The sequence below is a fragment of the Ruminococcus sp. BSD2780120874_150323_B10 genome (genome assembly GCF_015553695.1).
Taxonomy (GTDB): domain Bacteria; phylum Bacillota; class Clostridia; order Oscillospirales; family Acutalibacteraceae; genus Ruminococcoides; species Ruminococcoides intestinale_A.
The window spans coordinates 1-23,476 of record NZ_JADNHD010000010.1; the positions used below are offsets into that span (position 1 = coordinate 1).

At 36.1% G+C, this 23,476-nt stretch carries 22 protein-coding genes and 1 pseudogene; 13 read left to right on the top strand and 10 right to left on the bottom strand.

What is annotated here, in order from left to right:
- Positions 1–168 precede the first annotated feature (168 nt).
- The 3 genes from I2E21_RS07490 (at position 169) to I2E21_RS07500 (ending at position 1,290) form a co-directional block, all read left to right on the top strand.
- Positions 169–453: a DUF6809 family protein gene (locus I2E21_RS07490; RefSeq protein ID WP_195410898.1), complete on the top strand. Its 285-nt coding sequence runs from the start codon at positions 169–171 to the stop codon at positions 451–453.
- Positions 450–950 carry a hypothetical protein gene (locus I2E21_RS07495; protein WP_195410899.1) on the top strand — a complete coding sequence of 167 codons (501 nt, stop codon included), beginning with the start codon at positions 450–452 and terminating at the stop codon, positions 948–950. Before I2E21_RS07490 ends, I2E21_RS07495 begins: the two co-directional genes overlap by 4 nt.
- 103 nt (positions 951–1,053) lie before the next feature.
- On the top strand, positions 1,054–1,290 hold the full coding sequence (locus I2E21_RS07500) for a hypothetical protein (RefSeq protein ID WP_195410900.1): 237 nt from the start codon (positions 1,054–1,056) through the stop codon (positions 1,288–1,290).
- A gap of 167 nt (positions 1,291–1,457) precedes the next feature.
- Here I2E21_RS07500 and I2E21_RS07505 read toward each other — a convergent pair whose 3' ends face one another.
- Complete coding sequence (locus I2E21_RS07505) at positions 1,458–2,102, bottom strand: DUF6076 domain-containing protein (protein ID WP_195410901.1); 645 nt, start codon at positions 2,100–2,102, stop codon at positions 1,458–1,460.
- Positions 2,103–2,144: 42 nt separating this feature from the next.
- Positions 2,145–2,432, bottom strand: coding sequence for a hypothetical protein (locus I2E21_RS07510; RefSeq protein ID WP_195410902.1), 288 nt, complete (start codon positions 2,430–2,432; stop codon positions 2,145–2,147).
- A 266-nt stretch (positions 2,433–2,698) separates the two neighbouring features.
- Here I2E21_RS07510 and I2E21_RS07515 point away from each other — a divergent pair.
- The 4 genes and pseudogenes from I2E21_RS07515 to I2E21_RS07530 all read left to right on the top strand — a co-directional run.
- Positions 2,699–3,652, top strand: a pseudogene (locus I2E21_RS07515) (AAA family ATPase); the annotation flags it as partial.
- A 234-nt stretch (positions 3,653–3,886) separates the two neighbouring features.
- Positions 3,887–4,195 (top strand): MobC family plasmid mobilization relaxosome protein, encoded by a 309-nt coding sequence (locus I2E21_RS07520; protein WP_195410904.1) that lies wholly within the window; start codon positions 3,887–3,889, stop codon positions 4,193–4,195.
- On the top strand, positions 4,156–5,136 hold the full coding sequence (locus I2E21_RS07525; protein WP_195410905.1) for a relaxase/mobilization nuclease domain-containing protein: 981 nt from the start codon (positions 4,156–4,158) through the stop codon (positions 5,134–5,136). The genes I2E21_RS07520 and I2E21_RS07525 overlap by 40 nt, the downstream gene beginning before the upstream one ends.
- A 51-nt stretch (positions 5,137–5,187) precedes the next feature.
- A complete protein-coding gene (locus I2E21_RS07530; protein WP_195410906.1) occupies positions 5,188–5,361 on the top strand; it encodes a hypothetical protein in 174 nt (57 codons plus the stop codon).
- Between the two features lie 48 nt (positions 5,362–5,409).
- On the opposite strand, the gene I2E21_RS07535 is transcribed toward I2E21_RS07530, so the two are convergent.
- The 3 genes from I2E21_RS07535 to I2E21_RS07545 all read right to left on the bottom strand — a co-directional run bounded on the left by I2E21_RS07535 (position 5,410) and on the right by I2E21_RS07545 (position 9,538).
- Positions 5,410–6,495, bottom strand: coding sequence for a hypothetical protein (locus tag I2E21_RS07535; protein WP_195410907.1), 1,086 nt, complete (start codon positions 6,493–6,495; stop codon positions 5,410–5,412).
- A 3-nt stretch (positions 6,496–6,498) separates the two neighbouring features.
- A complete protein-coding gene (locus I2E21_RS07540; RefSeq protein ID WP_195410908.1) occupies positions 6,499–7,929 on the bottom strand; it encodes a DUF5677 domain-containing protein in 1,431 nt (476 codons plus the stop codon).
- Between the two features lie 280 nt (positions 7,930–8,209).
- Positions 8,210–9,538 carry an AAA family ATPase gene (locus I2E21_RS07545; RefSeq protein WP_195410909.1) on the bottom strand — a complete coding sequence of 443 codons (1,329 nt, stop codon included), beginning with the start codon at positions 9,536–9,538 and terminating at the stop codon, positions 8,210–8,212.
- A 196-nt stretch (positions 9,539–9,734) separates the two neighbouring features.
- Here I2E21_RS07545 and I2E21_RS07550 point away from each other — a divergent pair, with 196 nt between their 5' ends.
- The 3 genes from I2E21_RS07550 to I2E21_RS07560 all read left to right on the top strand — a co-directional run bounded on the left by I2E21_RS07550 (position 9,735) and on the right by I2E21_RS07560 (position 11,762).
- Entirely contained in the window at positions 9,735–10,610 is an 876-nt protein-coding gene (locus I2E21_RS07550; RefSeq protein ID WP_195410910.1) for an MBL fold metallo-hydrolase, read from the top strand.
- 70 nt (positions 10,611–10,680) lie between these two features.
- Positions 10,681–11,064: a hypothetical protein gene (locus I2E21_RS07555; protein WP_195410911.1), complete on the top strand. Its 384-nt coding sequence runs from the start codon at positions 10,681–10,683 to the stop codon at positions 11,062–11,064.
- Between the two features lie 2 nt (positions 11,065–11,066).
- Positions 11,067–11,762, top strand: coding sequence for a hypothetical protein (locus I2E21_RS07560; protein WP_195410912.1), 696 nt, complete (start codon positions 11,067–11,069; stop codon positions 11,760–11,762).
- 129 nt (positions 11,763–11,891) lie between these two features.
- Here I2E21_RS07560 and I2E21_RS07565 read toward each other — a convergent pair whose 3' ends face one another.
- From I2E21_RS07565 to I2E21_RS07575, 3 genes are all read right to left on the bottom strand, one after another.
- Positions 11,892–15,194, bottom strand: coding sequence for a DEAD/DEAH box helicase family protein (locus tag I2E21_RS07565; protein WP_195410913.1), 3,303 nt, complete (start codon positions 15,192–15,194; stop codon positions 11,892–11,894).
- Positions 15,194–17,152 carry an Eco57I restriction-modification methylase domain-containing protein gene (locus I2E21_RS12295; RefSeq protein WP_195410914.1) on the bottom strand — a complete coding sequence of 653 codons (1,959 nt, stop codon included), beginning with the start codon at positions 17,150–17,152 and terminating at the stop codon, positions 15,194–15,196. The genes I2E21_RS07565 and I2E21_RS12295 overlap by 1 nt, the downstream gene beginning before the upstream one ends.
- Positions 17,153–17,326: 174 nt before the next feature.
- Positions 17,327–18,403 carry a site-specific integrase gene (locus I2E21_RS07575; protein WP_195410915.1) on the bottom strand — a complete coding sequence of 359 codons (1,077 nt, stop codon included), beginning with the start codon at positions 18,401–18,403 and terminating at the stop codon, positions 17,327–17,329.
- Positions 18,404–18,792: 389 nt separating this feature from the next.
- On the opposite strand from I2E21_RS07575, the gene I2E21_RS07580 reads away from it, so the two are divergent.
- Positions 18,793–19,056, top strand: coding sequence for a DUF6809 family protein (locus tag I2E21_RS07580; protein WP_195410916.1), 264 nt, complete (start codon positions 18,793–18,795; stop codon positions 19,054–19,056).
- 50 nt (positions 19,057–19,106) lie between these two features.
- Here the strand turns inward: I2E21_RS07580 and I2E21_RS07585 are convergent, their stop codons facing one another.
- Together I2E21_RS07585 and I2E21_RS07590 are read right to left on the bottom strand one after the other, a co-directional pair.
- On the bottom strand, positions 19,107–19,892 hold the full coding sequence (locus I2E21_RS07585; protein ID WP_195410917.1) for a hypothetical protein: 786 nt from the start codon (positions 19,890–19,892) through the stop codon (positions 19,107–19,109).
- A gap of 4 nt (positions 19,893–19,896) precedes the next feature.
- On the bottom strand, positions 19,897–21,213 hold the full coding sequence (locus I2E21_RS07590; RefSeq protein ID WP_195410918.1) for a DUF6076 domain-containing protein: 1,317 nt from the start codon (positions 21,211–21,213) through the stop codon (positions 19,897–19,899).
- Positions 21,214–21,790: 577 nt separating this feature from the next.
- Between I2E21_RS07590 and mobC the strand changes: the two genes are divergently transcribed.
- Together mobC and I2E21_RS07600 are read left to right on the top strand one after the other, a co-directional pair.
- On the top strand, positions 21,791–22,006 hold the full coding sequence (mobC, locus tag I2E21_RS07595) for a plasmid mobilization relaxosome protein MobC (RefSeq protein WP_243240609.1): 216 nt from the start codon (positions 21,791–21,793) through the stop codon (positions 22,004–22,006).
- Complete coding sequence (locus I2E21_RS07600) at positions 22,006–23,472, top strand: relaxase/mobilization nuclease domain-containing protein (RefSeq protein WP_195410919.1); 1,467 nt, start codon at positions 22,006–22,008, stop codon at positions 23,470–23,472. The genes mobC and I2E21_RS07600 overlap by 1 nt, the downstream gene beginning before the upstream one ends.
- The last annotated feature ends 4 nt before the right edge of the window (positions 23,473–23,476 follow it).

Consider the following 23,476-nt stretch of genomic DNA (forward strand, 5'->3'; position numbering starts at 1 on the left):
ATGCCTTAGTTGCATAACAAAAGCGTAGCAGCTAAAAGCCACTACGCTTTCAAATCTAACTTTTGGGGGTCACCACAATGCGGCGCTTTTGCTTTTTATAAATAAATCTCTTGACTTGTGGAAAGCGTTGTGGTATGTATTTGTGTTGCAAAAGGAGGTGCAACGCACATGACAACACTCGAAGATTTATACTACGGCAACATCAGTCCGCATGAAAGGTATATCAAGCGAGGGACGAGAGTTGATAAACTCGTAAAGCTGATATGCAAAAATGAGGAAGAACTGAACTTGGGACTCACAGAGAAACAAAAGGAAACCTTTGAAAAATTTAAGGATTGCACAAGTGAACTATCCTGCATCACCGAGTGGGAGGCGTTCAGTTCAGGTTTTATTTTAGCCACGCGCATAATGGTGGAAGTGATGCAAGGCTTGGAGGAAGTCGAGGATATATGAAGAATATCATAATCCTTATTTTCTGCTGTGGGGTGCTTGTGAGCATGGTGGGATGCGGTGGCAACACCGCACCGCTGCCTACTGAAAGTCCACCAACAACGGTATCAGAAACGGCAATAATGAAAACACCGCCTGTGACGGCGGTAGAGCCGACAGAGAAAGAAAAAGAGCCTACCCCGACCGAGAGCAAGGAACAGGCAACCGAACCGCTCGTGAGCGTCACAAAGCCCATAACGACCACACAACCAAAGGAACAAACCGAGCCTACAGTAACAACAAAACAGACCGAGTCAACGGCGGCGGAAATTACTGAATCCACGAAAGAAACATCTCCGAAAACTGAAGAACACCAAGAAGAAATATATGTAGGCATACAGTGGCCGGAGGTTAATACTGCAGATATAGAAAAGCTCGTAATAGAGAAAATAAATGCCTACCGCATAGCACAAGGCGATACGGCAGCTATGATGCTCCCCGGACTGACCGAGGTGGCATGATTCAGAGCCAATGAGCTTACAACAAACTTCTCTCACACAGATATCCGTAATGCGTGCAAAGAATTAAAATACGGCGAATTTATAGATATGACACTCTACGGGTATGACCGCCGAGGATAGTTACTACCAAGGCTATAACCGAGAAGCCATCGGTATGGGCGATTGGTTCGGCACGGCGGAAAGTATGTCCGACCGCATTGCTGACGGATTCCACCACAGCAAAGGACATTGGGCATATGTCGGCAGTTCCCAATATCCATACATAGCCGTAGGTGTAACCAAAGCTAACGGCAAATGGTACGTTTGCATATGTATGAGTGAGGAAAATTACGGCGGTTAAAATTAAATAAAAACAAGCATAAAAATACCCACTGGATGCGGCGGTTCATTGCTGAACTTTGCTACAACATCCGGTGGGTATTTTTTTGTTTTGCCTTTGTAGGCGTTTGTTTTATCCGAAACAGCCTTACGGGTCGATAAAACTATTTCTGTTCGATTGTACGGGGTTTAATCTTTAACCTCAATAATCTTTAGTGCCTCTTCCGCTGTTAATTCGCCTTTGAGGTATTTAGTTCGCACTTCTGCTGCAGGCTCTCGCCACTCTAAATATTTTTCAAAGTATATACCTTTCGGAAGTTGGTCAAGCGAATAATATGCGCGTTCGTAGCGTTTATACATTTTATGCTTAGTTCGGTCATAGACTTTCAAAACAGGATCTGCATCCACGGCATTTTTATGAATAATTGCAGGTGCGATTTCTTTGCAAGTTTTTCCGTCCTTCATAACTCTATCACAGTACAGTGTTGATTTTCGTGTCTTTGGAATGAAATACTGTCCGCAACAATGGCATCGGGCAACATTGGGGTCAGAATTCAGATAGTTCATTAAAAGGAACTGGAAATAATTTTTAGTGGAACGGAAATGGTATTCCATTTCAAGAGTATTGGTAAAAGTATAGCTTTGTGCAAATGAACCTTGGGCAAGGTTGGCATATTTATCTTCAAAATCCAAGGGAATGCCAAGAGATAAATCTTCCAAAACTTCTCGCAATTGAATATAAAAGTGTACCGGCTCGGCAATCTGTTCGCAGATTGCCGATTTTGCATTATACACATACATTGCCGTTCCATCGTCCTTGGGTGTGTGATTCAAAAGGTCAAACCGTAGCAATGAACCAAGTGTCGGATATGCCGCTTAGATATCATATACCAATTCGTTGGCTTCGGTTAAAAGTTCATCAAAGGTATTCAAATAGACAGTACCGTAATTTTCGGGATCGCCATCATCTTCTGTTTTTTCTGCCAAGTCTTCAATTTTAATTAAAGAATCAACATAAGTATTGTAGTCAAGTTCGGCATACCATATCAGTTCTGCCCCGATAGTAGTTTCATCAAGCACTGTCTCGCCCTTGTTCGTAACAAGGTTTCTTTTTATTATACCGCCTTTCTGCGGCGTTACATAAAGTCCTGGTGTTCTTTTCATTTGGCAATCCCTCCTTTGTCTTAAATTAAACTTTTGATTTTTTTGAAAGTTCACTCGTTCATTTAGAAACCGAGTTTTGTTATTTACAATTATATTACAGGCAGAAGGAAAAAGAAAGACTGACCTGTTCGCAATATGAATACTGCCCCCACTTTTTAGGGGCAATGAATTTTAGAATTATGAAAGGTGGGATGTATATGATTGTTCCAATCGAACCCTCAACACAAAAAACTATAGAAAGGAGATTAAAAATGACAAACGGAAAAACTTTATCCCTTGTTCGAATGTCGGATGTGCAGCTTCAAGAAGTCAAATGGCTTTGGAAACCGTATATCCCATTCGGAAAACTGACCATCATCCAAGGTGATCCCGGCGAAGGTAAAACGACCTTTGCTCTACAGCTCGCCGCCGCTTGTTCTTCGGGCGTGGCTCTGCCCGGCATGGAAATTGCAGAACCCTTCAATGTGATTTATCAAACCGCCGAGGATGGACTTGGTGATACCATAAAACCGAGACTCATCGAAGCCGGTGCAGATGAAAGCAGGGTGCTTAATATCTGCGAGGACACCGATCCTCTTTCTCTGTCGGATGAAAGAATTGAACAAGCAATTAGGCAGACCGATGCCAAACTGATGATACTCGATCCGATTCAAGGTTATATTGGTGAGCGTATCGACATTAACCGTGCCAACGAAATCCGCACGGTTCTTAAAAAGGTTGCCGCCGTTGCCGAGCGTACAGGATGCGCCATTATTATGGTCGGTCACCTTAATAAAGCACAAGGCTCAAGCAGTGCCTACCGAGGACTTGGCTCAATAGACTTCCGAGCCGCTGCAAGAAGCGTACTGTTGGTAGGTCGACTCCGCAAAGAACCAAATGTTCGTGTTATCGTTCACGATAAATCTTCGCTGGCACCCGAAGGTAAATCCATCGCCTTCAACCTTGGTAATGAGGATGGTTTTTATTGGCTCGACGGTTACAGTGAAATATCCGCAGAGGAATTGCTCTGTGGTTTCTCTGCTGAAACCAAAACAGCGGTGGCGGAAGAACTGATCCGCAGTATACTGGCAGACGGAAAAGAAGTTACGGCAGAGGAAATATTCCGAACCGCCGCTAACAAAAACATTTCACAGCGCACCGTTAATGAAGCCAAGAAAAACATTAACGGTATCAAAACCCGAAAGATCGGTAAAGGCTGGGCGTGGTCGATACCCGAATAAAGATTGCAACATTGCAGAGTGTCCCATCTGCATTGTTAAAAGTAGATGACAATGGGAGTCCTTTGCATTGTTGCATTCTTCTTTTTCTGCCGTATGGATTACAGCAGTAACTATCGGTAGGGCGTTTATTGCGAGTTTCGCCTTTGTGTTACGACCACCTCATCGTCGGCCGCATAAAAGGCGGTCGGGCTAAGCCCATACCCCTATAAAATTTCAGGAAGGACGGTTTAGGCGATGACTAAAACCGAAATATTAAAGTTCAGGGTAACCCCTGAAGAAAAAGAAATCATCACCCACAAGGCACTATCCTCATACAGACTTGTCAGTCAGTATCTGCGTGACTGTGCCTTGGAAAAACAAATCACCGTAATAAACGGTGCGGATAATGTTGCCGAAGAGCTCAGGCGCATCGGTAATAATGTAAATCAAATCGCCCGTGCGATTAACGCCGGTTTCATTACCGAAGCAAACCTCACGGAAACAAGAGAGAAGTTGAGAGCAATATGGCAATCGTTAAATTCGTTACTTCGGACTGTCCGATGAATAATATTTTCCCTTATGTTATGCGGAAAGAGGCAACCGAGCAAAGACTCATAAGCGGCATTGAATGTTCACCCGATACCGCCTTGGAAGAATTTCGTTATGTAAAACAGAAATACGGTAAAGAGGATGGTAGAACCTATTATCATATCGTGCAGTCCTTCGCTCCAACGGATAACCTCACACCTGAAACTGCACACGAAATCGGTATTCGGTTTGCCGAACACTTTCCCGGTTATCAAGTCTTGGTGGCGACCCATCATAATACAGGACACACTCATAATCACCTTATTATGAATTCGGTAAACTACCATAACGGTAAAAAGTTTCATCAAACCCGTGATGAACTATTAGAGGGGAAGGCTTACTACAATAAGCTATGTCAGGAATATGGTCTGAGCATTACCGAAGAAAAGAGTAGTTACGGCAAATGGCCGGAATGGAAAAGGTTACTCCGCCGATTTGCATTATATGCAATAAGCAATTCCGATACAAAGGAAGAATTTATTGCATGTATGCGCGAGCACGGATACAACGTCAAGTGGGAAGATAAGTATAAATATATTACCTTCACCACACCCGACAATCACGTCTGCCGCGACAAGAGTTTGTTCGATGAGCGGCTGCTCAAAGATAATCTAGAAGTGTATTTTGCACTTGGCGGTGTGAGTAGTGAACTTTATGATGAGTATAACGATTATAAAACTCCTGCGCATACACACGATGCAAGTATGACGGTTACAACAGGACTCATAAATTTACTTGACGATCTGCTTTCAATAGCACCACCCGAAGATGATTATGAGCCAAACCCCACAAAAGAATTAAGCACCGCCGAAAAGCTTAGGCTCGAAAAAATCCTCGGCAGAAAAATTTCACCAAATGCTTATGCTTGCTATTCTACTCAGGAAGAATACGAGCAAGGTATGAGTATGATCTGGTAATGTAAAGGAGGAATGACTAGACAACAGTTGAAATAAAAGCAGTGTTGCCTTATGGCAGCAAACAAATGTAATATTCCAAAACAAGAATTGGAAATCCTCGCACGGCACTTTTTTCCGCAAATTCAAGCCTTCTTTGAGAGCGAAGAAGGGCGAAAGGAGTATGAGGAGTGGAAGGCCGAGCAAGCCGCGTTAAAGGTACAGACCACCGTTAAAACGACTGTATAAAGAATAGGGACTGCCAATCTATATGATTGGCAGTCCCTGCACTATTAATTACATCGTGCTTATGTTTGTTGACACATATTCGCACAACTTTTCAAAGTATTCATCTATTATTGGTATAATGTTTTTAGGCAATAATTCTTTATCGTTTATATCTATTTGATTATACAGGCTATTATCTCTTCGATAATTATTAACTAATGTAGCATATTTGTTGAAGTCAACCGCTTCAACTTTTTGTTTTTCGAAACGATTATAAAAGGTATTTGCAATAATCCCTTTGTTAAGTAATTTGCAAATTTCATCGTTGGATACAAAGTTTTTTCCAATTACAGCAACATATTTAAAAGTAATATCGTATCTGATATATGGTGCACAATTAAAATAGACACATAGTTTTATAATATCAAGAGCTTGCACCAAATGACCCATAACTGTATATAAAAATATTTGATTGTCGTTACCCAACCCTTGAGCTTCAGGAATCCGATTAACATATCCCTTAAATCGTTCTACTAAAGATAATGCTCGATCATCTTCTTCATCAAAAAATATGGTTTTATCCATACCATTACAAAGAGCTTTTTCAATGTCAGAAATATTTTCTAATTTTTTATAATCTTCAAATGTGTTGATATCGTTCGAAAACATACTTAAAAATATGTCTTTTGCACCTTTATAAGAAAGGTCTTGATCAATCTTATGAATATACCTTAGCGGTAAAATCAGAAATTTCGGGAAGTAAGACCCTATAACATTAATATTATCGGATATCATGTTATATAATTGCTGACTGATTTTTGTTGAAGAATTTAAATGCGTATTGTTACAATACATTTCTATAAAAACGCATAGCGGATCGTCTATAATGTGCTTATCGCCAACAGAAAAAAACGGATAATGCTCATTATCATCTATATCCAAGTAGCTGGCACCGGTGAACAAGTACGTGTCTTCTGATTTTATATAAGATTGGATTATTGGTATCACACGAGTTTTCTTTTTACTCCAAAACACTAAAATTTCATCCAAACAAGCCTCAATGTTTTCATCGTAAAAATTATTCAGTGCATTTTTCAAAATAGTTAAGTATTCAAATTGTAAAGATTCTATTTCTGCATCTAATAAATTTTTCATATATTAATCCTCGGGTACAGTGTAACAATCTGGCAAGGTGTATGTGTCTTTTAGAACTTGTAAAGTTTTATTCATAACAGATCTGCAGTCAGGCCAAACCGAGTTCAGCTTTTGGTTGTTTTCAACATCAGGAATACAATGAAATTGGTGTCCTGCCGAACTACATTTCAGCATAGCACTTTCTCTTATTGCTCCCCATAAGCCATGCTCGAACGCAGAATCGTAATCATAGTAAAGGCCAAATAAGTCTTTTTCTCCAACATCTATGGCTTTTTCTCTGACGTTATACTTATCAAAGTATTTAGTATCCATATCTAAAAATTGTTGATCTGTATATTCGTTGATTAAAATTCCTAAGTAAGGATAAGGCACATGGCTTTTAGGATTAGCATAATTTTCCTGTGAACGAAGATAGATGAGTTTATATTGACCTATTCCATAATATTGATATTCACTCCATATATCTGTGTGTTCACTTTCATGTTTTAAAAGATATTTCATCATAATATAATTCTCGATTAACACCCTTATAATCGATCTACCAGATATTTCGTTATATAAATTGCAATTAACTAATTCCAATAATCTCTTATATGAATATGTCGCAATTCCTAAAAGGACAAGCATTTTGTTGTCTAATGGTTTTACTGAAATAAAAATATCAGAATAATAATCCATTATCTCTTTAACTTTTGTTATGTATTCGTCTGTGTCGGTAGTTTCTAATTTAAAATCAATATAAAACGGCTGACAACTTGTCATGGCACTAATTTCCTCCCAAAAAAATTTTAAGTATTCATAATTGGTTTTATAGGTAAAATCCAACCCCATTTCAGCAGAACGAATTATGGGTCTAATTATCTCCATTTCTACGTCATCATGTGATAAATGCGGGTATCTTGATAAAGCTTCTGCAGTCTCTTTTATTATCCCTAACTTTTTTGTTAGAACAGAATAATACAAAACAATAAACCGAATATCTGTTGAAAAATGTGTTTGGTGGAAGGAAGCCTTTTTCATTGCGCCTTCTATTTTTTCAAGCCTTTCGTCTGCAGATATAGTAACGCAAGAAAAGCAGTTGGAAAAAACCGGATATTTTGAATGAGTGAAAACAATAGTTAATGGAGATATGGTTTCTTTGCCTGCAAATTTTAATACTGTATCCCAAATGTCCCTTTGCTGTTCATTTTCATATTTTAATAACTCAGACATACATAACGAATTGACATTCTTTTCTTGAAATGACAGCATAATATCCCAACATATTTTAAGTGCTTCGGTGCGCTCGAATTTATCAAATATTAATGCAAGCCATATATATTCTGGAAGTCTGTTTTGAAACCATGGATTTTCTGTCATATTAATTTCTAAGTCATTCCATGGTGATATGAATTTACCCTTTTTCAATTTATGATCTTTTAGACTTATACTCATATCGTTCACCTCTTTTTTATTATGTTAAGTATATCATAATTAATGGCTTTTTTCAATGATACATCCATTCGGTAATAAGATTTCATATAGTAACATATTGTCAGATATAAAGACTAAAGGGTTCGCAAAATTGCGAACCCTTTAGTCTAATTAGATATGAAAACAATAAATCCGAATGCATCACCTATCACGGTAACGAAGTTCGGATTTATCGCACTTGGCAAGGGCAGAAGGATGCCGACTGCTCGTAAGGATAAAATTTTAACTTTGATGTTCCAATTTATTTCGACTTGAGAATACCTGCAAGCTCTTTGATTGAAAGATTTAATTTATCAGGCACAGCTCCATATTCTTTATGTACTATATATCTAAGTTGTTTATTATGATAGGGATGTACTCTTCCATCTATATCTGTAATGCATTTTATTTCTCGTGTGCCATCCTCGTCTTCTTGGATTACATAAAAAGAATTTGCAGGTATGAATTCAGAAGTCATAACTAATGTATTATGCGTTGTTATTATAAGTTGTCCTTTAATATCTGGAAAAATGTCTTGTAACATATACATAACTAGTAAGTCATGAATTCCTGTATCCATTTCATCTATTACCGCAGTGTATCCTTGAGCTGCTATCATAAAAAATGGAAGTAACTCTAATATGTTATGTGTTCCTGTTGATTCTAATGTAAACGGAATATCTTTCAAATCGCCTGAAATTATCTGTTTTGTATACAATTCATAAGCGATTTCTTTGTTCTGATTTTTTAATTTATAATATACATTTTTTATATTAGAATTAATTTTCGGTAAAAACACATTTAACATTTTTTCCACATTTTCTAAATTAGTTATTTCATCTTTTTTAATAGTGCCAGATTCCAAGTCTCCTAGCATTGGATGCGTTAATCCGAGAATACCATATTCCGGAGAGTTAGATTTCTTAACTCTACATGACAACAAGGAAAAGTCATTTAAACAATCCATAAAATGTGTAGAAAAAGCATTTCTTAAAAAGCTACTAGATTTGTCACTGAATTCGTGATAAATAATTGCGAGCAAAGAGTGTTTTCCCCAAAATTTTTCAACATTAATCTCAATATCATTCAGAAGAGATTTATTAATAAATACTTTTTCATTAAGTTTTTTTGTTGTAGGAGTGATATCAAAATACACACCTTTATTTTTTTCTAGAGTATACTCTAATCTTTCGTGGACAATTTCTTTGTCATCCATTTCTAAAAAATATTTACCTTTTTTGCCTTTGATGATAAAAGAAAATTCCATTATCATATTTTCTGTTGTACCTATAGTTTTAGAATCTTTAATTATTGTTTCAATGTCTTTAAATCGAGTTTTTAATAATTGAATAAATTTCTCATTTTGAGGAGATTCCTGATAGTTTTCCATAAACTCTTGAATCATATCTCTTACGTCCATGGTACGAATCAGTTCAGCAAAATTTAAAAATACTGAAGCAAAATTTGATTTACCTATTCCATTGTTTCCGTAAAGTAATATCAAATTATTGACTTTTGTACTATTTAAAGATAAATCTATAGTAGTATCGGTAAAGGTTTTATAGTTGCGTAAATAAATAGATGTAAACATAGCTTTCTCCTCCGATATGTAATTATATCATTGAGAAAAATATTTGTCTAGCCAAAAAACTTTAAATCTGCAAAACTTTTCCTGAAAATTGTAAGTATTTATAACAAATCAAAACTAAATATTGACAAATGATACAAGATATGTTATGATAAATCGACACGTTAAATCAATTGAGGTGATAAATAGGAGTTAATATATGAAAGAATTAAAATTATTAAGTTCAAAAAATTATAAACCGCAAGGTCCTAATTATGGTGATTGTATCTTGATTGATACAGGTAGTCAGTTAATTGTCTATGACTGTGGCTGTGAAGAGCATGCCAAAAGAGTTGAACAGTATATGTCTGACCACGGATATGAAAAAGCTATTGTTGTCCTTTCACATAATGACGCTGACCATTTTGATGGTATTCCTTATTTGATTGAGAACGACTTAGTGTCTAAGGTCTATGCACAACTGTTTTTAAAACACAAAGATGAAATCTTGAAGTTAATAGAAGATAAAAGAGTCACAAATAAGTCTTTAAGCGAGAGAATTAAAAACGATTATGATAATATTGCAAGCTTGAGTGGTTCTGTTGAGTTAGTAGATGCTATTGAATTACAGGATATAGTTCCAGGTGTGTGTATTGTTGGACCAGATAAAAGTTACTGTCTCAAAACTATAGCAAAAGAGTTAAAGAACAGTGAAGGAAATACTATTGATGCAGAGACAGTTATTAACGCAGCAAGTGTTCAGATTTCGGTTAAGTTAAAAGATAAAAACGCCTTGCTTTGTGGAGATTGCTCTTTTGAATCAATAAAGGACAAGTTGTCTGATTATAAAATAATACAATTACCTCACCACGGTAAACCGGAAACAGCAGAGAAAATTTTTGCTGAAAAACTTGGCGAAAACGATGTTATTTTCTTAGTTAGTGATAACACCGGCGATTCAAACGGTGGTTCAACAAAGTTAAAAAGTGCCGGCAAGCAGGTTAAGAAAACTCTCTATGGCGACGTGAGTTATCCTGGCAATTCAGCATATACGGTTAAAGTTACCAGAACACTGGGTCGTTTTGAAATGGGGTGATTCTATAGTGAGATACATCCTTCAATGTTGTTTTGAAAATGAACTGAAAGCACGACAGGAATATTTGTATTTGGCATTAAACACTTATTTTGTAGTTGTTGATAGAAACAACAGCTTAATAGAATTACGAAGTTTTCCTTACTATGATGACAATATAGTTATGTTGTATGGACATAATTATTGGGTTAAACGTTTTTTGGGGGTATATGGCAATAAGATTAAAAATTGTCTAAAAATTGTAAATTCCTGTGATTTAATTGATAACGGTTCGTTATTTGTAGGGCAGAAAAATTTATATTATAGTAAATCGGATAATTACGGTAGGGTGTATTGTTACGAAGGTAATGCATTTGGATTGTCATTTGACGTAACAACATCTGAACTGGATTTTTTGAATTCATCAAAACTTCCTCTTATGAGGCGAATACAATTCGCTTATAGGAAGGTGGCTTGAATATGGACCTGAATATTTTTGATAGCTATAATCTGAGAGCTAGGTTGAGTGTTATAGCTTTTTATGCTGCTCCGTTTGTAATTGATGTGTTCTTTATTACAGGACAGAAATTCTCCTTAACAGAGAATATTATTCTTACCTTAATAACAGTTGTTATTTGCCAGTGTTTACTTAATATATGTCGTTCTAAAAAAGACTCAGCAAAAGTAAACTACGCAGCAAGTTATTTACAACCAAATTCTGGTTTATCCACGGAAACACGAAAAAGGTACTACAGAAAATTAGCTTCATTTGAACCAGAATTCAGAATTTTTGCTTGTGAAGAAAGCGAATGGAATGAAAGAATTTCATATGATTTGTGTAGTAGTGTGATAGCTTGGCTATCTTCAAAAACAAGGGATAAAAAAGTGTTTCATCTGGTATATGAAGAAAATATAAACTACGGTTATCATCGAAATATGAGAAATCTTAAAAAGCTAGGAATTATATTTAATATTATTGCCTTATTTATACTGCTTTTAAGCATATGGTTTCCATATCTTGAAACTCTAAAACAAAGCACTGTAAAGTATGCAATTTCAATGTCAGTACATATACTGGAAATTGCATATTTATGTGTTTGTATTACGAAAAATTCAGTCAATGTGTCAGCAAAAAGATATGCTCGAGCTTTGATTGAAACAATAGATATAATTTAATATAAAAACACCTTTCAATTGATTTTATGTGTCAGAAAAATATTGTCTTAAACAGACAAGTCTTGAATATATTAGTAAACGGGAACAGCTTTCAGTAACTGTTCCCGCTTTTGTTAATTGCCAAGAATCCTAACCAAAAAGCTCATCTATCTTTTGCTGTAAGGTGCCTGATTTTGCATATTCTAAGGCGTCAACCTGACGAAAATTGTGATTACGGATACTATCGTTGCTGAATCCCAGAATATAGCTTATAGCGATTCTGTAAATTATTTCCGTAGGAGCAAGTCCGTACACCTGTTTTTCAAAAATATGGGTTAATCTTTCCTTATCATCAGAAAACAGCTTTTTCATATTTTGGCTTTGGTATAGTCGCTTTACTATTTCTGTAATGAACATTCCGGACTTCATATATGGGTCTATAAATGTGTGTTCAGGATTATCAAAGCAGTTTGGATTCTCTTTTTCCAACTCATCAACCATTTTCTTAACTACCCGTTTGGGTGTAAAAATCTGATTAGTCTTTTGAGGCGGAATATAATCAAAAATATCTTCTTTATTGGATTCGTCAAAGTAATTTGCCAGTTGTTTCTTTAGATTCATAAATTCCTTAACAGAGTCATTGAAAACAACAGAATCAAATAATTGTCCGTTAAAATGTTCTGTTTCTCCGGTTTCAGGATTTGTATAATCACCGCCGTCACGCAAAAATCTGAACTGTTCGAGAGTGATGCTTGTAACCTCAACAAACACATTATCAGGAATAATTCTATCAAAGTTTTCGAGTGTCACTTCGTTATCTCCGTAAGCCATCAGGAAAGACGGAATAGTCCTTGAAAAGCCTCTCAAATGGTCTTTTATTCCGCCTTCAAGGTCTTTCTTTTCACGTTCTTTTTCTTCTGTTTCAACTGTGCGAACAACCTCCTGCCCTAACTGTTCAACAAAATTGTCAGCCTGTTCGGAAAGAGCTTGTTTAAACTCGTCCCGGACTTCCTTAACTTTTTTCTTGTACTCTTGACGAATTTTTTGCTTATTTTCTGCTGATGCTTCCTCTAACTTGTCCTTATATTCCTTTTCAAGCTCTTTGCTTTTAATAGAAAAATCACCATAGGCAGCATTAATCTTTTTATCGGATTCAATTTCAATTTTCTTTTCAAGTCTTTTCTGACTTGATTTAGACAGATTTTCGCCATAATGTTCTTTTGCAGAATCTATCAGTGGTTCAGTAACTTGCTTTTTGAAAATCTTTTTTAAATCTTCTAACGTGTCTTTTTTGCTGTCATTTTCCAATTCAATATTATCAATACTGTCATTAAGGGAATCGGTAATATCATAAATTTTGTCACCGAAAACTTCTGTAGCAGTTCCTATAACGAAGTTATCATCAATATTGACGTTTCCGTTATCATCTAATGACAAATCATCTCCGGTTTCAGTCGTAATATTCAGGTTGGAATTTGGCTCAGCAACAGGAGTGAAATTTTTTATAATATCAATTACTTCCTGCGGAGCTTTGAATACATTTGATATATTCTGAAATAAGAAGTCGCTCATAAATCCTCTGCGAACAACTTCTTTAGACCTTATTTTTCTTGGTATTGATAAAACTTTTTCAGCGTCAAGCTCTATCATTTTTCCATTTTCATCTTCGCCGATAACAGGGAAAAAGTTGAGCAATGTGCGAACATTGTTTTTGTGGGTATCAGAATCTCCTCTTCCGTCAGAAGTTTCAGCAGATAAATCATTTGCGAATTGTTCATAAATAACCAGAGTTCTGGCTGGGTCAAAGTCAAATATATAAGCATTCTTTTTTCTGAAAAACTCTGAACCGTTGCTGAACATACATGGGTTTTGTGACCTGAAAGCGGTCTGCATATACAGAGCGGGACTTTTGACATTGCTAAGCATTAATACAGCAGTCCACTCAGGAATCGTAATACCCGTTGTTAATTGTCCTACCGATAGAGTTATGGTTTTATCATATTTTCTGATAGCGTCCACAACCTTGTTGTAGGCTTTTTTGTTCTCTTCATCTGCGCTTAATCTGCCGTCACCTGCTGCTAAAACAATTTCGTAATCCTTGAAAACAGGGTGTGCTTTCAGCTTTTTCGCTAATGCTTTAGCACTGTCAACACGATTCAGCAACCAGAATGTATGTTTAAGTTCATTTCTTAAATCATCAGTTGAAAACGGAAATTTCTCTTGAGATGTAAGTGCGTCCAAAAATCTGTCAACAGAACTGTCATACAGGAATTTTCCGCTTTCGGATGTGGCAAAAAACTCGTTAAGGTCAAAAGCATATTCTACGGTTTCTCCCTCTAACTCTTTTCCTTTTGATAACTCATCTCTGACTATTTCGGACATCTGATATGTAAAAAGGTTTAGCTGCGGTAAATTAGCATAAGGATTTTGTTCAGAACTGTTCCATTCACGCTTTTTCTTTTGTTCATCAGCATATGTGTAGTTAAAAATTGCGTCCTGCGGAAATTTGTCATTAGCCAGGGCTTTAAAAGGAGTGCCGGATAAATGCAAGGTGTGATTGCGTGTGATCCGATTAAAAGCAATGTCGGTTTTGCTTGTGTCTATGCCCTCGTGCGCCTCATCAATAACAAGCAAATCCCAATGCATATCCTTAACGTGCTTTAGCTTATCATAATTTCCGCCAAAATAAATTGAACCTTTTAAATCCTGCAAACTCAAAAATTCTATACAGCGTTTTTTGTTTTCAGTTTTACTTTGACTGCGATTATATGTAAGATATTCCTCACGACTTATTACATACGGTTTCCCTTTCAGCGATTCCGTACTGCTTACAAACAAATAACCCGATTCACTTCCCATAAATTTTTTGTAGTCTTCATACCATGAATTTGCAATAGAAGGACGGTTAGTTACAATCAAAACACTGCGGGCATTCATAGCTTTGCACAAATCATAAACAGACAGCGTCTTGCCGAAACGAGGTTTTGCATTCCAAAGGAATTCGCCTTTTTCGTGAGTTTCAAAATAGTTCTTAGCCATCTGAACGGCTTTCTTCTGTTCGGAACGCAGTTCATATGGCAGAACAGCGTCATTTTGTTCTAAGACTCCTCTGTTTTCCTTAAAGTCATAAAACATATGCTTAGACTTTATTTTGTCAATATGAAACCATTCGGTTTTCTTTTTGTTTTCGACATTGTTTTTTATTAAATACGCATGGAAATCCTTATCGGTAAACCTTTCGCCGCTTCCGTCTTCAAAAACAGCATTACCCCGCCATTCTTCTATGTATTCAACATCAGCGGTATAGGTTTGCTGCTTTAATCTTTTATCTACTTCCTGTTCGGTATAACCGATTTTAAGCCAGCCATTGTGTTTTGTAATTTCAGGAGTTGAGTAAGCGTAAATCATAGGGACAACCTGTTTTGTAGTATTAATGCTTATGCGGTTATTCATCAGCTCATCTCCTTAACATTCTTTTCTATAAATTCTATTTCAGTATCGTCAAGATTGTATTTTTTGTAGAGTTGTAAATCTATTTCGTGAATTGATTTTGACCAGTCAATGTCGGAATTTTCGGTAAAGTCTTGGAGGGGGACATATTTCCACTTGCCAGGCGTTATAGCTTGTGTAACTTTTAATAATCCTAATAGAGTTCTTGCAAATTTGGTTTTAACATATTTCATACAATTTTCTGCATTTTCTAATTTATCAAATGCTCCAATACTGATAAAAGATTCAGTATTGCCGGTTAATGGCGTTCCTATTAATGGCGTACTTAATACTTCTCCTATAGCACCGCTTCCGTTTGCACCGGCTATAAATACCTTGTATTTTTCGAGATTAACAGTATTAGTAACATATGACCTTTTTATCCACTTATAAGTTCTTTGATTATCTTGCCTTCCTAATATTTTTATGTATTTATCATTGATTTTTTCATCAGCAAATACTTCTGGTAGCAAATCAAAAACATTTGATTTGAGATCATATTTATGACCTTTGCTCAGTCTTGTCGATAATTTCGGGTTTTCTTCATACAATAGAGGTGTAAAATGGTAAGAGTAAGCAGACTCTATTATGCTACTTAATGAAATGAATTCATAATAACTTGTAATTCTATGGAGGATATTATTTAATTCCCAAAAGGGAGTGAATATCTCAATTGCTCCATAATCTTTTTGATTATCATGATACGAAATTACAATGCCACCTTTTATATCGGTATTGGGAAACAAATCACTACTTTTTGATATGTAACTAATTATCTTGAAGTTTTTATCATTAAGCATTTTTTTGTTCCATAGCTTTGGTGTACTACCAGCATTGAATAAAAATCTTGCAGGATGAATAAGTTCAACTTTATCGGCAAATTTTAATGTTTCATCCATAAATATATTGTATACTGGTGGAGCAAAAGTATCATTTTCTCCAATAGTATTATCCTGATAAGGTGGATTTCCGATTGCAAAATCAAATTTCATCTTCCTTTTCACTCCTTTTAAGTCTGAATAATAAAGCGATCTGTCAGCTCTCCAATTATATAATTTGCATTCATAATTTTCGATTTCAACATTTTTAGTATTTGTAAATCCATTAATACGCAGTTGTTCGTTAACCTTATTCGGTGCTCCGTTTGGTACAGTACCTTTCAGTCCGTCCATCTGCCACAAATTCCAACTGATAATATTTGCTATTTTTTTAAGCTGGTTTATACTTGGCTCTTCACTCCAACGGTCTTTATAATATTCGTAAAACGACAACAGCATATTAATTCTTGCAATCAACAGGCTGTCGCCCTGATATTCATAGCCATAGCAGCTTTGAAATGCTCTGATAACCCACTTGTACCATTCTTCTTTATTTGTTGTGTTTTCATTAATTACACGCAATTTTCTGTCAAGGATTCCTATGCGATTATTGATAGTAATAATCTGACCGCTTGACATATCGTATCTTGAACAAAGGTAAGGAGCTTCGCCGCAGGTGATTTCAAGTATTCTTTGGTCAATATATTTCTGCCAACCTTTGTTATACGAAAACTCTATTTTTTCCGGATTAGTCTGCCAATCACGGTCAACTTCCGTATTAAACACATCAGCTTTACAAAACCACTCTTCATCGCAAAGATTATTCATTTTGTTGCATAACCAAGCCGGAGTAAATACTTCTGCTTTTGTTCGTGTCCGCTTCTGCTGTTGCTCAACACTTTTCTGCACTCTCGGCTGAACTATCCACTTATTTATTTTGCTTATCAGATATTCCTGAATTTGACTGTTGTCAGAGTATTCAAACCCCAAGTGTTCATAGGAATTAGTTGCCCATATAATATTTTGTTTTGTTGCTTTGTCCTTAAGCAAAATCCTCTTAACCAAATTAACAGGATATGACTCAAAATCTATTAACTCTATCAAATGGGTTCACCCTTTTATATTTGTTGAATATTTTTTGAAATGATGAAGACAATAATAGAGAAAAATTAGAAGACTATTCGCAGAATATTTACATCTGCGTTTAAATATAAAAATGGTCACTATTATCAAAGTGTAAGATAAATAGTGACCATATTTTTGACGATGAATAGAAAATTAAATTACCAAATCCAACGTCAGTTTTTCCATATTTTTTTGCTTTAGTTCAAAGGAAGAATGAACATATTTGTCAAGAGTGGTGCGGACATTAGTGTGCCCAAGAATTTCTGACAGAGTCTTAACGTCGAAACCTGACTCAATACATCTTGTTGCAAAGGTGTGACGGAGTGTGTGAAAATTTACGTTTTCCAAACCGCAAGCAGTAGTAATTTCTCCGAATTTTTTCTGCATAAGACGTGGCTCAATAAATTTGCCATTAGCTTGACGAATAACATATCCTTTTGATTTTCTGTACTTTTCAATCAGTTCATAAATAGCTGTTGGAACAGGAATAATGCGGTTTGATTTATCTGTTTTTGGTTCAGTAATCATAACTGTACTTTTCCCGTCTTCATTTTTTATTCTCTGCATTGTTTTTGAAATATGAATTTTGTTATCCTTTATGTCATCCCACTGTAAAGCACATAATTCGCCAATCCGAATACCGGTAAAAAGTGCAAACAAAATTCCAAAACTAAAACAATTATCATTGTTTCTAATATATCTGATAAGTGTCTGCTGTTCTGACCGAGATAACACTCGCATTTCTTGTTTGGATTGTTTCAACAGCGAAATTTTAGGGCATTTTATATTGTATTCTTCCTCAGCGTAGTCAAAACCCATTTCAAGAACGATCAATATATTATTTACTGTTGCTGTTGCAAAAGAATCGATAAGTTTATCGGTAAATTCTGATATGCGTTTAGCGGTCAGCATACTCACATTGATTTTTCCAAGCTCAGGAATAATATGATTGTTGATGATAGTTTCATATTTCACAAAAGTAGAGTACTTGGTTTTGTGCTTTGTAAGATACAACCAATTCTTCATAACGGCTTCAACTGTTGCAAAATTTTTCGTTTCAATAATCTGCGGATTAAAAATATGAGTTTTTTGTTTCTGCTTTACTTCAGAGTAAGAATGCCCATAAACAGAGCCATATTTTTTCTTTCCGTCAATAGTTATTTCTTTAACAAATCGAGCTTCCCATCTTCCGTCCTTTCTCTTATAAATATTTTCTCCTCGCCTTGACATACTAACAAATCCTTCCTGTTTTAATATATTAATTTTAAAACAGACTACATATTTGACCACAAATAAAATAATTTCAGCTACAAATAATACGATTTTCTATGATTTATTTCAAAATACAGTAGTAAAATCAATTGAATTATTATTAAATATGTGGTAAAATATTGTAGAAATAATAAAAATAATAGGTTATTTTAGCATTCGCAGATGTAAATATTCTGCGAATTTTTATTTATCATAATTTATTTGTTGTATGGTAACTTGAAACATCGGGAATTGCAAGTTATTTTTTCCATATTAATATTTTTATAGAATAGAGTAATACTTGAAAAAAGTCTGGACTTTGCAAGAGCTTTGTGATATATGTTTGTACTGCGAAATGCGGTGCAATAATGAATACACTTGAAGAGCTATATTATGAAAACATAGTTCCGAATGAAAAATGTGCAAAACTTAACAGCGAGGTCACAGAACTGCTGAAATTGCTAAACAGAAATGAAGAAAAACTCACGGCAACCCTGACTGAGGAACAGAAAGAAACCTTTGAAAAATACAAGGATTGCAATCGTGAAATTTCTGAAATCTGTGAAAAAGATGCATTCCTAAACGGCTTTAGGTTAGGAGCACGGATTATCATTGAATCGGTAAATCAATAATAATTGTTTACTCAAAAATCAACGGGAGAACGCTGTAAATTGTTCTCCCGTTAATCGTGGTATTTACCTGTTTTTATTAACTTTTTAATAATAGCTTTTCTTGCCTTGATCACTCCGTCTATGGTCATCATTTCAACAAGAGCAACTTCGTCAAGCGTTTTCTTTTCATAGCCGAATACACCCATTGAATGTCCGAGTATATATTTGTCTTTGTCGGGTAGCTTGTTAAACTGTTTTTTCAAAAGCTCAAGGCAGAGCTTTTGCTGAACAAGCTTGTCCGTAGAAGCTGATGTTTCATCTGATAAAAGGGAATCAATAATACTATCAGAATTGTCGGATGTGATGTCCTCCATAGACAGGCTGTGCGTGTTGTAGTTGATATATTTCTCAACTGTGGTTTCAGACAACTTCAATTCATCTGCAATTTCATTGACTTCCTTGTAATCTTCATAATACATTTTCTGAACCTTACGGACTGTGTTCATATCGTGCTTTGAAAGTGAAACTGCACCCACGTTCTTCTCAAGCCAACGGTACATTGCTCCTTTGATATGCGGATATAGATATGTAGTCAGCTTCGCTTTGGTAACATCATATTTTCGAGATTGAATACAGTCAAAGAACGCAAGTGCTCCCTCGCTATCCAAGTCACTTAATATTTCTTTTGTATAGACCGTAAGCTCCTGCGGTCTGTTTTCTTTTTTATGGAAGCAATTGAATGCAACGGCAGCTTCTTTTGCAATGTTGTGTATAAAACCGATGTTTTCATTGTACAGTTTTTCAAGCATACTGTCATCGCCGTCGTAATATTTCTGAATCATTTCTTCGTTAGTCATACGCTTACCTTTTAGCTTTCGGTCGTCCTCTCGGATTTGTTTTTCGTATTACATTGCAGAGATGATAAAGATTTCCAGAAGCAAGAGATTTTTCAAATTCTTCATTTGAAATTCCCGGCGTGATTTTAGCGTGGTGATATAAATCTTTAGCCTTTGCGTAAAGGATTTCTCTTTCTTCTGCCGTAATAATGCGTCGGGATAAGTCCTTGTCAATACGCTTGTAACAGCGGTTAAGCGACTGCGCCTTTGGATTGTCTGCAACGGTTTCTTTAACTCCTTTGTAGTGATAGCCAAGCTGAGCGCAGGTGTAATTCGGATTATCGGGAGCAGGCTTGTCGCAGTATTTAGTGTGGTATGCTTTATTAAGCAGAAAAAATCTTCCGCAATACTCACACCTGCGAATTATATATCCTGCCTCTAAAGCCTTGTAAAAATCTGTTTTCAGAAGCGTCTGGAGTGATTGCACTTCGTAATATTCATAAATTTTAAACTCACCTGAACCCTTTAATGTTTCTCTGGGAATATATCTGAGTGTAACTGAATCGGCATTAGTAAATAAGCCTGTATCGGTAATCGGATTTGCAATCAGCTTGATTGCACTCGGATGATTCAAAAAGTTATGCAAAGCAGATGCATAATTATTTGAATTGAGTTTTTGAAGTTTGGATAAATAGAAGTCTATGAAGTTGTAGATTGTATTGTTGAATGACTGTATATCGGATAATATTTTCTCGTACATTGAGCAAAAGTTTTTGTAGTACTCCCATTTTGTTTTAGTATTTCCGGGATAGATAAGTAATGCTCTTGCCTTTGACGGCGGTGTAGACGGAATATCAGGCTTTGGAATGTCAATAGGAAAGCTTAATCCGCTTTCCTCATTGTCAAGATATACTGTATCGGAATTTTCAAAGTTCTCGGGATGTTCAAGATATTCGTTGTACTCTTCAATCTGCGATAAGATTTCCAAATCTCTGTGTGAAAGCTCGCAATCATCATTTTCAAAAAGAGAAAGCTGTGAAGTAAATTGTCTTGTTTCTTCTAAAATATTATTATCTTCTCTCAACAGAAAAAAAATTTTGTGTTTGCTCATCATCTTATCAAGCACAGTGTAATCTTCATTAGCTTCAAACCAGTCTTTTAAATCGTGCGAGGTTTCATATTTATAAGTTTTTTGGATTGCAGAGTCAAGAATAGTTTTCATTTCCAAGTAATTGTTACGGGGAAGATTGAGTACCTCGGTGGTAAGTTCGCCGAGGGAAAAATCTTCTCCGTTTATTTCTATTGTCTTATTGCCAACGCAGTAAAGTATCTTTTTAAACATAAATCCCTCTTATAAATTGTCAGTGAATAAAAATATATTGTCGATGACAAATATAAGTCTAACACAAATTTATCCACAATACAAGCGGAAGGAGGTAAGTGAATTTATCAGAAAAGAGTAGTAAAAATATGGGAGGAGTGAAAAAATTATATATGTCTGTCGGTGACGATGGTGACGTTAAGTACGATAAAAATACCGCTCTCTGATTTATCGTTTCTATCGTTTTTATCGTCGCAAGGCGGTTGTTTCGCCGTTGTTGCCGATTTGTGCGGTTATTTTGCAGAAGTCAAGGAAGTACCCGCTTGAAAGTGAAAATCGCAATTAGGGCGAATTTACGGCTGAATTGAAAGTTTATCTTTAGAAGCGAAAGTTTGAGCTACATTTCCCGGACTTGTCCGGGGCAAGCAGAGCGCCCGGCTGTCCGCCGAACACATAAAACCGAGCGAAGCCCGGACCCACTTTATTACGGAGGTGCATAAAAATAGAAAATCGTAAGAGAAATCAAACTTTAAGTATCAGATTAACTGATTCTGAAAAATCTGCAATCAATAAAAAGTCAAAGAAAGCTAAGATTACATTGACTGAATATATTTTGAAATCTTCATTGCAAAGTGAAATCAAAGTCATTGACTTGCAACCATTGCTTGTTGAGCTGAAAAGGATTGGAAACAACCTGAATCAGATAACACGAAAGATAAACAGCGGTGCTTTTTGTTCGTATAATTTTGAAGAAGTAATTGATATGCAGAGGAAAATCTATGATGCAATCATAAAACTGTCGGAGGATAAGTAATGGCGACCGTGACATATATTCGAGAGTCCAAGCAATCCATAAGTGCAATGAAATGTGTAATTGATTACTGTTGTCAGGATAAGAAAGTCTATGATGAGATTTCAAATCAAAGACTTGTCAGCGGAATTAACTGTGACGGTGAAAATGCATTCAAAGAGTTTATGGCTACTAAAAAGTCATACGGTAAAACTGACGGAATGAATTTTTATCAGTACGTTCAATCCTTCTCACCCGAAGAAAATATTACTCCGCATAAAGCTCATGAGGTTGCTTTAGTGTTTGCCGAGAAAGCGTGGACAGGATATGAAGTTTTAGTTGCAACACATTGCGATGCACAGCATATTCATTCTCACTTCGTAATCAACTCAGTCAGCTTTGAAAACGGCAAAAAGCTTCGTCAGAATCCAAACACACTCAAATCGTTACGGGCATTGAGCGATGAAATTTGCAGACAGCATAATCTTTCGACTCTTGAACCTTACAGCAAGGAAGGTATAAAAATCTCTACAAGAGAATACCGCACTGCAGTCAAAGGTCAGAGTTGGAAATTCAAACTGATGAACGACATAGATAAAGCTATGAACATAAGCGGAAGCAAAGAAGATTTCATAAACACAATGTCGATTATGGGTTACTCAGTGACTTGGACTGATGACAGGAAATACATCACCTATCAATGTCCTAACAAAATGAAGTGCAGAGATATTAAACTCCACAACGATAAATATTTGAAAGGAAGTATGGAAAATGAATTCAGATACAGGCAAGAACAATATTTTGGAAAGCCTCAAGCAGAGGAACAGCAACTCGCTGACGGCGATAGAACTACTCTCGGGAGAAACGAAAGTAATCTCAATTCCTTCTCAAGTGAGAGAGGAAGAACTCAATCTGTTGAGAACGGCAATAACCTTTCAGCCGGAGCTGTACAACCTGATTTCAAAAATCTCAACGGACGACCAGATGGTGGACTATCTGGAGAGGATTCTGGAAATCAACAAAGACAATATGAAAACAATCTCGCAGAACTGCCAGACGGAACTGAAGAAAGTTTCGGAACAGATTCTGAAAGAAATCAAATCTACACAGACGCATATGACGAAAATTTTAGAACAGGCTGGGAAGAGTCAAGAGGAATTTTTGAACAATACCTTGCAAAAAGGTCAGGAGTTGGAGTCAACAATAGCGTCACAGGTGAAGAGGTCAACTCTAATGACAACTTTAAAATGGATAGCGTTAACCGTGCTGTCCTCGGCGGTGTCAACTCTCTTGCTGAATCACTTTCTCGGATAATTGATGATGAGTCGGAGGATGAAGAAGAACGCAGAAAGCGGATTGCAGCCGAGCAAAACAGCAGTGATATTGGTACTTTACTTGGACTTACCGCCGGATTGATTGCAGGTGCAATATCAAAAGAAGAAAATATTGAATACGAAGATGAAGAAATGGGATTTAATCTGAATATGTAGCTTC